The sequence below is a fragment of the Kitasatospora sp. NPDC042419 genome (assembly GCF_056437345.1).
The window spans coordinates 318,036-332,779 of sequence record NZ_JBWKAW010000006.1; the positions used below are offsets into that span (position 1 = coordinate 318,036).

Annotated in this window: 11 protein-coding genes; 2 read left to right on the forward strand and 9 right to left on the reverse strand. The window is 72.0% G+C overall.

Annotation, left to right across the window (positions count from 1 at the left end; genetic code table 11):
- The first annotated feature begins 46 nt into the window (after positions 1 to 46).
- Entirely contained in the window at positions 47 to 1,414 is a 1,368-nt protein-coding gene (locus AC067J_RS15735) for a GTP pyrophosphokinase (protein ID WP_478299436.1), read from the forward strand.
- 197 nt (positions 1,415 to 1,611) lie between these two features.
- Here AC067J_RS15735 and AC067J_RS15740 read toward each other — a convergent pair whose 3' ends face one another.
- Complete coding sequence (locus AC067J_RS15740) at positions 1,612 to 2,865, reverse strand: sensor histidine kinase (RefSeq protein WP_478299438.1); 1,254 nt, start codon at positions 2,863 to 2,865, stop codon at positions 1,612 to 1,614.
- 19 nt (positions 2,866 to 2,884) lie between these two features.
- The gene (locus tag AC067J_RS15745; RefSeq protein WP_478299440.1) at positions 2,885 to 3,472 is read right to left on the reverse strand and encodes a hypothetical protein; all 588 of its coding nucleotides are present in this window, start codon (positions 3,470 to 3,472) and stop codon (positions 2,885 to 2,887) included.
- Positions 3,473 to 3,969: 497 nt separating this feature from the next.
- Between AC067J_RS15745 and AC067J_RS15750 the strand changes: the two genes are divergently transcribed.
- A complete protein-coding gene (locus AC067J_RS15750; RefSeq protein WP_478299442.1) occupies positions 3,970 to 4,779 on the forward strand; it encodes a class I SAM-dependent methyltransferase in 810 nt (269 codons plus the stop codon).
- A gap of 160 nt (positions 4,780 to 4,939) precedes the next feature.
- Here AC067J_RS15750 and AC067J_RS15755 read toward each other — a convergent pair whose 3' ends face one another.
- The 7 genes from AC067J_RS15755 to AC067J_RS15785 form a co-directional block, all read right to left on the reverse strand.
- Positions 4,940 to 5,575, reverse strand: coding sequence for a 4'-phosphopantetheinyl transferase family protein (locus tag AC067J_RS15755; protein WP_478299444.1), 636 nt, complete (start codon positions 5,573 to 5,575; stop codon positions 4,940 to 4,942).
- Positions 5,576 to 5,619: 44 nt separating this feature from the next.
- Positions 5,620 to 8,052, reverse strand: a complete 2,433-nt coding sequence (locus tag AC067J_RS15760) for an arylsulfatase (RefSeq protein ID WP_478299446.1) — start codon at positions 8,050 to 8,052, stop codon at positions 5,620 to 5,622.
- Positions 8,049 to 9,833, reverse strand: a complete 1,785-nt coding sequence (locus AC067J_RS15765; protein WP_478299448.1) for a dipeptide ABC transporter ATP-binding protein — start codon at positions 9,831 to 9,833, stop codon at positions 8,049 to 8,051. Before AC067J_RS15765 ends, AC067J_RS15760 begins: the two co-directional genes overlap by 4 nt.
- Entirely contained in the window at positions 9,830 to 10,711 is an 882-nt protein-coding gene (locus AC067J_RS15770) for an ABC transporter permease (protein ID WP_478299450.1), read from the reverse strand. The genes AC067J_RS15765 and AC067J_RS15770 overlap by 4 nt, the downstream gene beginning before the upstream one ends.
- Before the next feature lie 3 nt (positions 10,712 to 10,714).
- Positions 10,715 to 11,659 (reverse strand): ABC transporter permease, encoded by a 945-nt coding sequence (locus tag AC067J_RS15775; RefSeq protein ID WP_478299452.1) that lies wholly within the window; start codon positions 11,657 to 11,659, stop codon positions 10,715 to 10,717.
- Between the two features lie 16 nt (positions 11,660 to 11,675).
- Positions 11,676 to 13,262 (reverse strand): ABC transporter substrate-binding protein, encoded by a 1,587-nt coding sequence (locus AC067J_RS15780; protein WP_478299454.1) that lies wholly within the window; start codon positions 13,260 to 13,262, stop codon positions 11,676 to 11,678.
- Positions 13,263 to 13,394: 132 nt separating this feature from the next.
- Positions 13,395 to 14,639, reverse strand: coding sequence for an ROK family protein (locus AC067J_RS15785; protein WP_478299456.1), 1,245 nt, complete (start codon positions 14,637 to 14,639; stop codon positions 13,395 to 13,397).
- Positions 14,640 to 14,744 lie beyond the last annotated feature (105 nt).

A 14,744-nucleotide genomic window follows, 5' to 3' on the forward strand; every position in this document is an offset into this window, starting at 1 on the left:
AAGCACGCCCACCGTCGTGCCTACGTCAGGTTGCGGTTGATTGCGTATGGTGCCAGTGCTCCATGATGAGCTCTCGTGGAACTGCTGCAGCGGAGGCTGGGAGTACGGCATGATGGCTAGTCAGCCAACAGCTCGTACATATGACCTGGAGTCAGTTGCAATGGATCCTATCCACGAGTTCATCGCCAGATACTCCAAGGAGTGTGACTTTTACGAGCGGGCTGCTCGGCTCGTTGCGCAAAAACTTGAGATCGAACTTCGTGCTGCAGGTGTTCGATGCATGGTCACTCATCGCGCAAAGAGCATATCGCGACTCGAAGAGAAGTGTCGCCAAAGGAACCTGAGGAAGAATTACTCAACTGTCGACGAGATATTCGACGACATCGTTGACCTTGCTGGCGTCAGGGTTGCCCTGTATTTCCCTGCGGAGCGCGACCAGGTGGGGAAGGTGATTGTTCGGCTATTCTCCCAGCTGCAGCCTAAGCGGGAATTCCCTGATTCAAGCAATATTCGCCCGGGGAAGAGATTTTCCGGATACTCTGCTGTGCATTATCGCGTTCGGCTTAAGGGTCAAGATCTGGCTGATGCGGACAGGCGATATGCTAGGGCCAAGGTTGAGATTCAGGTCGCATCGGTACTCATGCATGCCTGGTCTGAAGTCGAGCACGACCTTGTCTATAAGCCCTATGAGGGAGACTTGTCGAAAGATGAGTATGACATCCTGGATCAGCTCAACGGCCTGGTGATGGCAGGTGAGGTGTCTCTTGAGATGCTTCAAAGGGCTGGCGAGGTACGTGTCGCAAAGAATGGTCGGAAGTTTCTAAATCACTACGAACTTGCAGTCCATCTTCTGGGGCGGGCGAGTGAAGTTCTGCAGGGCTCTCCTACTGATTCTGAGCTTGGTAGGGTAGACGTTCTCTACCGGCTACTTACTCGGCTTAACATCGCGAGCCCGGCTGATCTCGCTCCATATCTCGAATCTCTTCATGGGAATCTCGAAGTGCGGCCTCTTGCTGAGCAAATCATCGATGCGATCCTGTCTGGCGATGATTCGCGCTATCGGGAGTATGCTTCGGTGCAAGAGGAGCTGCACACGCCAAATGCCGAATCGGTGTCTGCCAGTGGGGACCTGCACAGGGGGATCGGGAAGTTTCTCGATAATTGGATTGGGTTTGAGCGGGCGCTCCGCGAAATTAGCGGAGACTTGTCGCCGAAGACGACCATCCTGCGCCTGATGGATAACCTGGCTGATTTCGATTCAAGCGCCCGGGCGGAGGTACACCACCTTCGCAGGATGAGAAATTCTGTGGTTCACGGAGTGGACATGCCGTCGGCTAGTGCTCTTGGCGAGGCAGCTGATCGACTCGATGTGCTGACACGGGAAGTGAAGGGCTGGCCCCGTAGGCAGCCTTAGAGGTATGCGGAGGCGTGGGCTTCGCCCCGAGTGCGACATCAGTGGGTGACATCAACGCCCATGGACGTAGGCCGATCTAAGCACTCACCTGTGGTCAACTGGTTGGGCGGGGGCGCTGCGGACTTCGTGGTGGCGATCTCGACAGATCGAACTTGCAAAGCAGATGTCGGCGGTTCGAGCGCGGGGCGGGGGTGGGGTCAGGCGGGGGTGGGGTTCTTGGTGGGTGGGGGGTCGGGGGTGTGGGCGGTGGAGACCGGGAGGGCGGCGGCGACGCGGAAGCCGGGGCCGTACGGGGCTGCGCTCAGCAGGCCGCCGAAGAGGGCGACCCGCTCGCGCAGGCCGAGCAGTCCGTGCCCGGTCGACAGCTCCCGCTGCCCGTCCGGGGGGCGCCCGGCGCCGTCGTCGACGACCTCGATGAGCAGGGCCTCGTCCCAGGTGATCCGCACGACCGCGTGCGTGCCCGGGCCGGCGTGCTTGGTGATGTTGGTGGCGGCCTCCTGGACGAGGCGGTAGGCGGTCTGGCCGACGCTGTCGTCGATCCGCAGCGGGCGCCCCCGGGTCTCCAGGGAGATCCGGACGCCGGCCTTGCGGATGTCCGCCAGGAGCTGCTCCAGGTCGCCCAGGCCGTGGGTGTACCCCTCCTCGGCCGGGGTCTCGGAGGCGCGGAGCAGCCGCAGCATGTGCCGCAGCTCGGCCATCGTGGACCTGCCGAGGTCCTCGATGTGCCGGAACGCCTCGGCCCGGGCCGGATCCTCGAACGCCGTGACCCTGGCCGTCTCGGCCCGCATGACCATGACGGCGACGGCGTTGGCGACGATGTCGTGGAGCTCGCGCGCGATCCGCACCCGCTCCTGGGTGACCCGCCGGCGGGCCTCCTCGACCTCCCGCTGCCGGCGTTCCGCGGCGGCCCGGGCGGCCCGGCTCCATCGGGCGAACCCCCAGACCGCGGCCACGAGCGGGACGTAGAAGGCGATGTTCGCGACGAGGACGGTTGTCCGGTAGGGCGCGTCGACCATGGACACCGACACGTGGATCGCCACCGCCAGGGGCACGAGGCCCAGGGCCAGGGCGAGCGCGGCGGTCCGCAGACGGCACTGCGCCCCCACGGTGTAGAGGGCGATCAGGAGGCCGAAGCACGGGGTGAAGTCGAAGACCTCGGCCGACGTGAGCAGGGCGGACGCGGTCGAGACCGCCCACACCACGGCGAAGGTGACCACCGGACGGCGACGTCGCAGCACCAGGGCGCCCGCCTCGGGGAGGGCGAGCAGCAGCATCCACAGCTGCTGCTCCCAGCCGGTCGCGGGAGCGATGAACGTACCGAAGTAGAACAGCTCCGGGATGACGGCCGCGAGTGCCAGTGCGGAGTCCTGAAGCCGGACGGACTGCAGCCAGGCGGACTGCGCGCCCACCTCGGCCGGCGCCCCTCCCGCCCGGTGCCGCGTCGTCGTCATGGTGTCCGACGTCCTCGGTTCAGGCCCGGACCGCGCCGGACCCGCCGTCGGTCGCGGACCCCCCGCAGCCGCAGAGGTGGTTGGAGCAGCACGTGCTCTCCGCGTAGTCGACGGCGGCGGACGCGATGTCGCCGTCGGCCGTGAGGGCGTCGAGCCACCACTTCTCCGGTGCGGTCAGGCCCTCCGGGCGGACCACCCGGAAGCCGAGCGCGGCGTAGGCCGCCCACTGGTCGCCGTGGTGGCGGGTCAGGGCCGCGGCGAGCCGGTCGGCCGGGACGCTCGTGACGGGGACGACGGACCGTGCCGGCCGGACCAGGGTCAGCACCGCCGCCGACGCGGTGATCCCGTCCCCGTTGACCGCCGCCAGGCTCAGGCCCCCGACGGGGACGACCTGGGTGCCGTCCGCGTCTCCGGGTGACCGGGATATTCGCACGAGGAATCTCTTCCAGGGACTGGCCAGGGCCTCGGGGGGATCCGGCACCAGCACGGTCGTCGAGCTGGTCAGGATCCCGTGGGCCAGCGGCCGGCCGGGCTCGCCGCCCCGTCGGGCGGCCGGGTGCACGGTGACGGCGACCGCGGGCGCATCGGTGATCGGTTGTGTACTCATGGTAACGCCTCGGTGTCGGACGGGCCCGTCCGGAGGGGTTCGGGCTGTTAGCTCCACACTCGCCCCACTTGTGTCCCGGGAGCATGAGTCCGGGGCCCCAGGCGGGCCCCGGTTCCGGCGGGGCCGGCGCGCGCCCGTCGCGGGCCCGCGGCGAGGAGCGGGAGGCCCGCGGCGAGGGGCGGGAGGATGCCGGATGCTCCCCGCTCCGGTGGCGGTGCGCCGGCGGTGGGGAGCGCAGTGGCCGGATCGGGGGCCGGTTCGGGTTCGGGGCCGGTTCGGGGGGCCGGGGCGTGCCGTGGAAGGCGCGGGGGCCGGTGTGTGTGGCGGGGGCGGAACGTCGGGGGCGTCGTGGGCGGGATCTGCCGGGATCCGGCCACTGCGTCGGAGGTTCGTCCGATCGGGTCCGAACGGTGCTGTATCCAGACTAAGTTGACTGTCGGTCGATCAGGTGTCGGTGGGCGCCGGGACCCCGTTCCGGAACACAGGAGGGCGGCGGCATGCGGAGTGAGGACGAACGGCGGACCGGGCTGACCGCCCCGGGACTGCTGACCTCGGTGGCCTACGCGGACGACCGGCGGTTCTCGGCCCGCCAGTCGCTCTACCGGTGGCAGCAACCCTTCCACGACCTGCCCGGACTGGTGGCCGGGGAGCTGGCCGGCCTGTCCGGTCCGGTGGTCGACGTCGGGTGCGGCAACGGCGCCTACCTCCGGCGGTTGCGCGCCGAGCGCCCCGACCTCGACGTCCTCGGCCTGGACCTGTCGGCCGGCATGCTGCGCGGTGTCCCCGGTCCGGTGCTGGTCGCCGACGCGCGGACGCTCCCGCTGCGAGACGCCTCCGCCGACGGCCTGCTCGCCATGCACATGCTCTACCATCTGCCGGACGCCGACGCGGGAATCGCCGAGCTGCGCCGGGTGCTGCGGCCCGGCGGCCGGCTCCTCGTCGGCACCAACTCCGGTACGGACAAGGCGGAACTCCAGCAGGTCTGGCGGCTCGCCCACCACGACACCGGACTGCCGGAACCGGCGGCCGGACTCTCCTTCAGCACGCGATTCACCCTGGAGACGGCCCTGGAGACCCTGCCCCGGCACTTCACGCGAGTCCGGGCGATCCCCCTCGCCTCCACCATCGCGGCGCCGTCCGGCACCCCGGTCCTCGACTACTTCCGCTCCTACCTGCCGCTCCCCGGCCGGCCCCCGGAGGTCTCGGCCGGCCTGCTGCGCGCCCTGGAGCGGCGGGTGGACGAGACGGTCGCCCGGGACGGCGAGTTCCGGATCAGCTGCCTCGGCGGGCTGATCGTGTGCGAGTGATCCGCGCCGGGCAGCGGACGCCTGTGGGCGGCGGCTCCTCGACGTCTCCGCTGAGGAGCCGCCGCCGAGTCGCCGCCGAGTCGCCGCCGAGTCGCCGCCGAGTCGCCGAGGAGCCGCTGAGGAGCCGCTGAGGAGCAGCCGTCCGAGCCGCTGATCGCGGCTACGGCAGGACGGTGATGGCGGTGGCGAGGAAGCCGTCGTGGACGCGCCAGCGCCCGGCGAGGGTGGGGAGGGGGGAGGGGACGAGGAGGGTGGCGTCGAAGGTGCCGTCGGGGCGGAGGGTGAGGTCGGCCTCGGAGAAGTCGAGGAAGGTGTGGGTCAGGGGGAACCAGGTCTTGTAGACGGATTCCTTGGCGCTGAAGAGGATGCGGTCCCAGGGAGTGCCGGGGTCGGCGGCGGCGAGGGCCGTGTGGCGGCGCTGCTCGGCGGGGAGGGCGATGGCGTCGAGGACGCCCTCGGGCAGCGGGAGGGCCGGTTCGGCGTCGATGCCGACGGAGACGACCTCGCCGGCCCGGGCCACGGCGGCGGCGCGGAAGCCGGCGCAGTGGGTGAGGGAGCCGATGACGCCGTCGGGCCAGCTCGGCGCGCCGCGCAGGCCGGGGACCAGCGGGCGGTACGGGACGCCGAGCCGGCCGAGGGCGAGGCGGGCGCAGTGGCGGACGGTGGTGAACTCCCGGCGCCGGGTTTCGACGGCGCGGGCGATGACCTCCTCCTCGGCCGGTTCGAGCCGGGCCTCGGACGGGTCGTCGTAGGCCGTCTCGACGACGACGGACGCGGGCAGGAGTTCGCCGATCACTGTTCCCCCTCAAGAGTTGCTGGCGGGACGAGGGTAACGCGGGGCTACTCGAAGGCGGCGGCCGCCTCCCGCAGGGCCAGGGCGACCGTCTCCGGGTCGTAGGGGGCGGGTGCGCCGGGGAGGTAGGTGACGGCGCGCAGGCCGCCGCTGTAGCGGAACGAGCGGTGGCGTTCGTACAGCGGCCAGGAGACCGGGGACTTGCGGTCGACGCCGACGCTGATGCCCTGGAACGGGGCCATGCCGATGAGCTGGTGGACCGGGCCGAGCCGGCCGGTCTCAGCTCCGTCGACGAGGACGCGGAACTCCCACTTGAGGTCGGCGACGGCCGTGGCCTCGACGGTGACCAGGTGGGCGCCCGGCGCGAGCGGGCCCGCGTCGGTCTCGGACAGTTCGCCGTACTGGTTGTAGGCCAGGTGGAGCCGGCCGTCCTCGACGTAGAGGCTGTAGCCGCCGCCCTGGTCGCCGTGGGAGACGAGGACGCCCTGGTCGTCGGCGCCGTGGTGGGCGAGTTCCACCTCGACGGCGAAGGAGCGGAAGGAGATCAGTCGGGAGGAGCGGTACCGCTCCAGCTCGGGGGTGCCGGCGAGCAGCCGGACGGGGCGGCGCAGCCGGGCGTCGTCGGGGTGGCGCAGGGCGAGCGCGCCGCTGCCGTCGGCGAGCGGGAAGACGCCGTTGCGCCAGGCGGCGGCCTCCCAGGCGGCGGCGAGTTCCTTGACCACCTCCGGGTGCCGGTCGGCGACGTCGTGGATCTCGGTCGGGTCGGTGCGCAGGTCGTACAGCGCCCACTCGCCGTCGTCGTACGGGGTGCCGGGGCGGTGCAGGGTGACCAGTTTCCAGCCGTCGCGGTAGTAGCTGCGGTTTCCGGTCATCTCGCAGTACTGCTCGTGGTGGGTGGAGGCGGCGGCGGCCTCCCGCAGGACTGGGGCGAAGCTGATGCCGTCGAGGGACTGGACGGGCCGGCCGGTGCGGTCCGACGGGCGTTCCACGCCCGCGAGTTCGAGCAGGGTGGGGAGGATGTCGGTGACGTACTGGTACTGCGGGCGGACGCCGCTGTCGCCCTCGGCGCGGGGCAGGCCGGCGGGCCAGGAGAGGACGAACGGGACGCGCACGCCGCCCGCGTGGGTCTGGCCCTTGTAGAGGCGGAACGGCGTGTTGGAGGCCATGCCCCAGCCGCGCGGGTAGTGGACCAGCGACTGGGGGCCGCCGATCAGGTCGATCTCCCGTTGGACGTCGGGGTTCCAGTCGGCCGGCAGGTTCGGGTGGTGGACGAAGCGGCTGAAGTAGCTGCGGGTGCCCTCGGCGCCGCCCTCGCCGGTGCCGCCGTTGTCGGAGGTGAACACCACGATGGTGTTGTCGAGTTCGCCGAGCTCGGCCAGGGTCGCGAGGAGCCGGCCGAGGTTCTGGTCGACGTTGTCGACCATCGCCGCGTACACCTCCATGTAGCGGGCGTACAACTTCTGCTGGACTTCGGTGAGTTCGCTCCACGGTCCGACGTCGTACCCGGCCTCGGAGTTGCGTTCGGGGAGCTCGGTGCCGGGTGGGAAGTGGCCGGCGGCGAGCTGGCGGGCGAACCGTGCGGCGCGCAGCTCGTCCCAGCCGCCGTCGTAGCGGCCGCGGTGCCGGGCGAGGTCCTCGGGCTTGGCCTGGAGCGGGCCGTGCACGGCGTTGTGGGCGAGGTAGAGGAAGAACGGCTTGTCGGCGTCGTGGGCGCGCAGCGAGGTGACCATGGAGATGGCCTGGTCGGTGATGTCGTCGGTGTAGTAGTAGCCGTCCGGCAGCTCGTCGATGTCAAGCGGGCTGTTGTCACGGACGAGTTGGTGCGGGTGGAAGAGGCTGGTCAGGCCCTCCAGGACGCCGTAGTACTGGTCGAAGCCCTTCTGCAGCGGCCAGTTGGCGCGGCTGTCGGCGGCGTTGGAGGCGGAGTCCCGGGTGAGGTGCCACTTGCCGACGGCGTAGGTGGCGTAGCCGGCGTCGTGCAGCAGCTCGGCGAGGGTGGGGATGTCGCCGGCCACCTCCATGCCGTAGCCGGGGAAGCCGGGGTCGGCGTTGGCGACGAAGGAGTAGCCGACCCGGTGCGGGTTGAGGCCGGTGAGCAGGGCCGCCCGGGCGGGTGAGCAGAGCGGCATGGTGTGGTAGTTGGCGAGCCTGACGCCGCTCTCGGCCAGTCCGTCCAGGGTGGGCGTGGGGATCTCCGCGCCGAACGGGCCGATGTCGCTGTAGCCCATGTCGTCGACGAGGACGACGACGACGTTGGGCGCGCCCTCGCGCGGGCGGACCCGCTGGGGCCAGGCGGCGGTGGACTCGCGAAAGGTCCGGCCGACGGTGCCGGGGAAGCCCGCGTACGGGTCGCGGTGGTGCGGGTCGGCGGTGCTGCCGGTGCTGCCGGTGCTGCCGGTGCGGTCGGTCTTGCCGGGCGCGGCGGCTTCGGTTCCGGTGGCGTCGGTTCCGGCAGGGCGGGGGTCGGGCGTGCTGGTCATGCGGTGCTCCGGGCGGTGAGGGGGGCCGGTGTGTCCAGTCGCGGTACGGCGGCCAGGAGTTCGGCGGTGTAGGGGTGTTCGGGCGCCGTGACGACACGGTCGGCCGGGCCGGTCTCGACGATCCGGCCGCGGTGCATCACGGCGATCCGGTGGCTCACCTGCCGGACGACGGCGAGGTCGTGGGCGATGAAGAGGATGGCGAGGCCGAGTTCGCGCTGGAGCCGGGCGAGCAGCTCGATCACCTGGGCCTGGACCGAGACGTCCAGTGCGGAGACCGGCTCGTCGCAGATCAGCACACTCGGCTCCGGCGCCAACGCCCGCGCGATGCCGATGCGTTGGCGCTGGCCACCGGAGAACGCCCGGGGGTGGCGGGCGGCGGTCGCCGGGTCGAGGCCGACCTGTTCCAGCAGCTCGGTGACGCGCTTCGCGCGGGCGGCGCGGTCGCCGTAGCCGTGGGCGATGAGCGGTTCGGCGATGATCTGGCCGGCGGTCATCCGGGGGTTGAGCGAGGCGTACGGGTCCTGGAAGACCATCTGGAGCTCGCGCCGGGCGGCACGCTCGCCGCCGCGCCCGAACTCCTCGCCCCGGAAGCGGATCTCGCCGCCGCTCGGCGCGTGCACCTGGACCAGGGCGCGGGCCAGCGTGGACTTGCCGGACCCGGACTCGCCGACCAGGCCCAGGGTTTCGCCGGGGTGCAGCACCAGGTCGACGCCGTCCAGCGCGGTGACGGCGCGCCGGCGCGACCCGTAGGTCTTGCGCAGGCCGCTGACGGCGAGCAGCGGCTCGGTGCCGGGGGTGCTGTTGGCGGCCGCCTCGGAGGGCGCGTCGAGCCGCGGGACGGCCGCCAGCAGCTGCTTGGTGTACGGGTGTTGCGGGGCGCCGAGGACGTCGGCGGTGGTGCCGGACTCGACCACCCGGCCGTGCCGCATCACCAGCAGCCGGCGGCAGGTCTGGGCGATGACGCCGAGGTCGTGGCTGATCACCACGAGCGCGGTGCCGGTCTCCCGGTTGATCCGGGTGAGCAGGCGGAGGATCTGCTGCTGGACGGTCGGGTCGAGTGCGGTGGTGGGTTCGTCGGCGACCAGGACCTCGGCGTCGTTGGCGAGCGCGAGCGCGATCATGATGCGCTGGCGCTGGCCGCCGGAGAACTGGTGCGGGTGGTCGCCCAGCCGGTCGGCGGCGTCGGGGATGCCGACCAGGCCGAGCAACTCGGCGGCTCGTGCGGCCCGTTCGGCCTTGCCGGCGCTGCCGTGGGCGCGCAGTGCCTCGTCGAGCTGGCGGCCGACGGTGAGCACCGGGTTGAGCGAGGACATCGGGTCCTGGAAGATCATCGCGATCCGCCGGCCGCGCAGGGCGCGCAGGGCCGTCTCGGGCAGGGCGGCGAGGTCCTGCCCGGCCAGCTCGACCGATCCGCCGGTGATCCGGCCGCCGGTCGGGAGCATCCGCAGCAGTGCCAGCGCGGTGGTGGACTTCCCGGAGCCGGACTCGCCGACCAGGCCGAGGGTGTCCCCGGCGGCCAGCTCGAAGCCGACCCCGTCGACGGCGGTCACGGCACCGGCGGCGCCCGTGCCCGCAGCGGTGTTCTTGCCGGTGCCGGTGCCGGTGCCGTTGCCGTTGCCGAAGACGACCGTCAGGTCGCGGACCCGGAGCACCGTGCGGGAACCGGACCCGGGGGCATCGGAGGCATCGGAGGCGGCCCCGGAGGCATCGGGGGCGGCCCCGGAGGTGGCCGTGGAGGCGTCGGCAGCGGCGACGCGGGTGTCCCGGACAGGGCTGGTCATCGGCGGATCCCCCGGTTCAGGGCCTCGGCGATCAGCGTGAAGCCGAGCACCAGCGCGGTGGTCGCGGCCAGCGGAGCCGCCGCGAAGGTCGGATGGTCGGAGAGGTAGCCGACGGACTGGCTGAGGATGGAGCCGAGGGTCGGCTCCGGCGGGCGGACGCCCAGCCCCAGGAAGCTCATCGCGCCCTCGATGAAGACACCGATGGAGAGTGCGACGGCGGTCTGCACGATCAGCGGGTCGACCGCGTTGGGCACGACGTGCCGCAGCAGCACCCGCAGTCGGGACGCGCCGCCGACCCGGGCGGCCAGCGCGTACTCGCGCTCCCGCTGGACCAGGATGCCGGAGCGCAACTGCCGCCCGAAGCCCGGGATCTCGGCGAGCGCGATGACGATGAACACCGGCCAGCGGCCGGGGCCGAGCACGGCGGTCACCGCGAGCGCCAGGATGATGCCGGGGAAGGCGAGCACCAGGTCGAAGGAGCGCTGGACCGCGACGTCCGCCCACCGGTGGGAGGCGGCGAGCAGGGCGAGCGAGCAGCCCAGCAGCGCGCCGACCGGCACGGCGCCGAAGATCAGCGCGAGGTCGGTGGTGACGCCGTGCAGGACCCGGCTGAAGAGGTCGCGTCCGAGGTCGTCGGTGCCGAAGGGGTGCTCGGCGCTCGGCCCGGCGAGGGCGAGGGCGCTTTGCGCGTTCGGGTCGAAGTCCGTGAGCAGCGGGGCGAACAGCCCGGCCAGGGCGACGACGCCGACCAGGGCGAGGCCGGTCAGGCCGCGTCCGGTGAGCAGCCCGGCGAGGTAGCGGTTGCGGCGCCGAGCCGGCGGGGCCGGGGCGGTCGGCGAAGGGGAGGGGGCGGGGGAGGGGGCGGTCAGTGCGGTCATCGGTTACTCCCACCGGATCCGGGGGTCCAGCCAGGCGTACGCCAGGTCGGTGAGCAGCTGGACGGCGACGTAGACGGCGACGATCAGCAGCAGGAGGTCCTGCACGACGGGGTAGTCGCGGCGGATGACGCCCTGCTCGATCAGCTGGCCGAGGCCGGGCCAGGCGAAGATCCGCTCCACCAGCACCGCGCCGGCGACGAGGTGGCCGACCTGGAGGCCGAGCACGGTGACGGCGGAGGGCAGCGCGTTGGGCAGGGCGTGCAGCCAGACGATCCGGCGTCGGGAGACGCCGACGGCGGTGGCGGTGCGCACGTAGTCCTCGGCGAGGGCCCGTTCGATGCCGTCCTTGAGGTAGCGGGCGAGGACGGCGGCGCTCGGCAGGGCGAGGCAGACCGCGGGCATCAGCAGGTACTGGAGGGCGAGGTCGGGCGCGTCGAGGAAGGACTCGTGGCCCCCGGCGGGCAGCAGCCCGAGGGTGACCGCGAACAGCAGCACCAGCAGGACGCCGGTGACGAAGGGCGGCACGGCCAGGACGGCGGTGGTGAAGGCGTGGACGGCGGCGGCGACCGGGCGCCGGCGGGCGGTGGCGCCCAGGACGCCCAGCGGAAGCGCCAGCAGGACGACCAGGAGCAGGGCGCCGAGGGTGAGTTGGACGGTGGCGGCGATGCCGTTGCCGATCAGGTCGGAGACCTGGCCGCCGATCGAGTAGCTCGGCCCGAGGTCGCCGCTCAGCAGGTTACCGATCCAGGTCAGGTACTGGCTGACGAGCGGTTCGTCCAGGCCGAGTTGGGCGCGGATGGCGGCGACGGCCTGCGGACCGGCGTCGGGGCCGGCCAGTGTGGTGGCCGGGTCGCCGGGGATGAGGCGGAGGATCAGGAAGACCAGGAAGGAGGCGAGGAGGAGGACGAGCAGCCCGGAGGGCAGCCGCTTGAGGAGGAAGGTTCGCATCGGTCAGGCCGTCCGGTCAGGCCGTCAGGTAGGCGTCGTCGAGGTTGAGGTAGCCGAACTTGTTGAGGGTGGCGCCGCGGACCTTGCTGCCGGCGACCTCGGTGAGGCCGGCGATCGCGAGGTCGATCACGAACTGCTCGTCGAGCAGCACGTCGGTGATCTGCTGGTAGAGCGCCTTGGCCTCGGGGCTGTCGCTGTCCGGCCGCTTCCACGCCTTCTGGACGATCTCGGTGTAGGCGGGGGAGGAGAAGCGGGAGCTGTTCTTGGCCTCGTTGAACGGGTAGGCGCTCACCGCCAGGGTGGCGGGGTGGAGTTGGGCGAAGCCGTGGCTCAGCGTCCAGAGGGCGGGCATGGTCTGCGAGATGAGCTGCTTCTGCATGGTCGGCGAGTCGGTGGGCTGGAGCACCGTCTCGATGCCGACCTGCTTGAGGTCGTACTGCAGGATCTGGGCGATGGCCGTGTTGCCGGGGTCGTTGGAGTGCGCGAAGGGCAGGGTGATGCCCGTCAGGCCGGTCTCCTTGAGCAACTGCCGGGCCTTCTCCGGGTCGTGGTGGTAGCGGGTGGCGGACGCCTCGCTGTACGCGGGGGAGGACTTGGGCCAGGGCGTGGAGGACACGGTGCCGTAGCCGCCGAGCGCCTGCTGGACGAGCCGGTCGCGGTCGACCGCCCAGGCGATGGCCTGCCGGACGCGCTTGTCGGAGACGTGCTCGCCGGTCAGGTTGGCGCCGATGTAGTAGGCGCCGGCGCCGGTGTCGTACGAGGTGATCCGGAACTGCGGGTCGCTCTTGAGGGTCGCGACGTCCTTGCCGCGGATGCTGTAGGAGAGGTGGGTCTGGCCGGTCTTGAGCGAGGAGAGCAACGAGTCGGCCTGCGGCACGATCCGGATCTCGACGCCGTCGAGGTAGGGGCGGCCCGGGTTCCAGTACTTCTCGTTGCGGGCGAAGGTGAGCGAGCTGCCGGGCTTGCGGTCGGTGAAGGTGTACGGGCCGGTGCCGACCAGCTTCGTCCCGGCGAAGGCCTCGTCGACGGTCGCCGAGTCCGGGATGATCATGAACTCGAAGAGGTCGAAGATGTTGCTCACCGGGTGCGCGAGGACGAGGGTGAGCTCGAAGTCGCCGTTCTTGCGGAAGTCGGTGACGGCAGCGGCGGTCGAGCGCAGCTGGGCCGAACGGACCGGGTTCTGCAGGTTCTTGACCGCGAAGACCACGTCGTCGGCGGTGAACTTGCGGCCGCTGTGGAAGAGCACGTCGTCGCGCAGCTTGAGGGTGACGGAGGCGCCGTCCGGGGCGACCTGCCAGGAGGTGGCCAGTTCGGGCTGCGGCTGGAGCTTGTCGTCGTACCTGGTCAGGGTGTTGAACACCAGGCGCTGGACGAGCGTGTTGGCGCTCTGGGCGAAGAGCAGGGCCGGGGTGAAGTCGACGCCGGCGCCGACCGTGAGGACGCCGCCCCGGCGCGGGCTCGCCGCGTCGCCCGCGGGGGCGGAGGCGGTGTCGGCCGCCGAGCGGCAGGCGGCGAGCGTCAGCAGGCCGGCGCCGGCCAGGCCGCCGCGGAGCAGGGCCCGGCGGGAGAGGCCGGGGGCGGACGGAGCGGGGAACGCGGTCATGGGCTGGAGTCCTTTGTGGAAAGCATGAGTCGGTCGGCGGGTTCGGGCGTCGCTGTGGGTGCGGCCCGGGGGCCGGGTCCGGGGTCGGGGTCGGGTGCGGGTCCGGGGTCGGGTCCGGGTCGGGGCCGGGAGTCAGCGGAGCCGGACCGGTGCGGCCGGTGCGGCTTCGGCGGCCGCCGCCATGGCGTGCAGCGGCCGGGCGTAGAGGGCGGCGAGCGCCGCCGCCCCGGCCGCCACGGCCAGCACGTCGGCCCCGCGCTGCTGGGCGATCACCAGGTCGGCGTCCCGGCGCAGGTGCGAGCGGCGTGCGAACTCGTCGCGCACCACGTCCAGGTAGGCCTTGTCCAGCAGTGCGAAGGTCTCGGTCAGCACCAGCAGGTCCGGGTTGACCACGTCGGCGAGCAGGGCCAGTGCGCGTCCGACGGTCTCGGCCCGGCGCCGGACCAGCTTGTCGGCGCGCGGGTCGCCGGCCAGCACGGCTGCGGTGAAGTCGGTGCGGTCGGGCCGTTCGGTGATGCCTTCGGCGGCCGCCGCCTCGAAGAGCGTGGTGTCCGAGGCGGCGACCGCCAGACAGCCGGTCCGGCCGCAGTGGCAGAGCGCGTCGCTGTCCGGCACGGGCAGGTGGGCGACGTCCCCGGTGGGGGAGGGCGGCCCGACGTGCACGGTGCCGGCCACGGCGAGCGCCGCGTCCACCACATGACCGACGAACAGGTGGACCATGGACCGGCGGGCCGCCGGATGCCCGAACAGGATCTCCGCCTGGGTCAGCGCCCGGGCGTGGTTGTCCACCTGGACGGGCAGTCCGGAGGCCTGGGCGAGCAGTTCGCGGAGCGGCAGGTCCCGCCATCCCAAGGGTTCGTGACGGACCATCAGGCCGCGTTCGCGGTCCACCGCGCCACCGGTCACCGCGCCCAGGCCGACCAGTGTCCGGCCGTCCGGCACGGCTGCCAGCAGTCGGGGGAGCCGCTCCAGCAGCGGCCGGAGCACCGCGTGGCCGGTGCGGCCCCGGTTGTTCAACTCCTGGCGGTACAGCACGTTTCCGCGCAGGTCGAGGAAGGCGAAGGTGGTGTACGGGACGCCGATGTGGAGTCCGGCCACGGCGAGCCGGTCGGCGTCGACGTCCACCGGCAGCTGCGGCCGGCCCACCGTACCGGCGCCGCCGCCCGCCAACTCGGGCCGCTCGCGGAGCAGTCCGAGCCGGGCGAGGTCGACCACCTGCCGGGACACCGCGGCCGGAGAGAGTCCGGTGAGCGCGGCGACCCGGCTGCGGGCGACCGGACCGTGGTCCAGCACCGCCCGCAGCACGGCGGCCGCGTTGACGTCCCGCCGCTCGTCCCCGGAACGGGGCTTCTCGGCCGGGGGCGGGGGCGTGAACATCGGCGGTCCTTCGGGGCGTCGGGGCGGGCCGGTCCGGGGTGACGGCTCCGGGGCCGGGTCGGTACGGCGGGCCTTGGCGGTACGGCGGGCCTTGGCGTGCGGGTG

Bases quoted from the DNA above. Each gene is read 5' to 3' on its own strand.
- AC067J_RS15735 (WP_478299436.1), top strand. From the start codon at position 47: ATGGTGCCAGTGCTCCATGATGAGCTCTCGTGGAACTGCTGCAGCGGA.
- AC067J_RS15740 (WP_478299438.1), bottom strand. From the start codon at position 2,865: ATGACGACGACGCGGCACCGGGCGGGAGGGGCGCCGGCCGAGGTGGGC.
- AC067J_RS15745 (WP_478299440.1), bottom strand. From the start codon at position 3,472: ATGAGTACACAACCGATCACCGATGCGCCCGCGGTCGCCGTCACCGTG.
- AC067J_RS15750 (WP_478299442.1), top strand. From the start codon at position 3,970: ATGCGGAGTGAGGACGAACGGCGGACCGGGCTGACCGCCCCGGGACTG.
- AC067J_RS15760 (WP_478299446.1), bottom strand. From the start codon at position 8,052: ATGACCAGCACGCCCGACCCCCGCCCTGCCGGAACCGACGCCACCGGA.
- AC067J_RS15765 (WP_478299448.1), bottom strand. From the start codon at position 9,833: ATGACCAGCCCTGTCCGGGACACCCGCGTCGCCGCTGCCGACGCCTCC.
- AC067J_RS15770 (WP_478299450.1), bottom strand. From the start codon at position 10,711: ATGACCGCACTGACCGCCCCCTCCCCCGCCCCCTCCCCTTCGCCGACC.
- AC067J_RS15775 (WP_478299452.1), bottom strand. From the start codon at position 11,659: ATGCGAACCTTCCTCCTCAAGCGGCTGCCCTCCGGGCTGCTCGTCCTC.
- AC067J_RS15780 (WP_478299454.1), bottom strand. From the start codon at position 13,262: ATGACCGCGTTCCCCGCTCCGTCCGCCCCCGGCCTCTCCCGCCGGGCC.
- AC067J_RS15785 (WP_478299456.1), bottom strand. From the start codon at position 14,639: ATGTTCACGCCCCCGCCCCCGGCCGAGAAGCCCCGTTCCGGGGACGAG.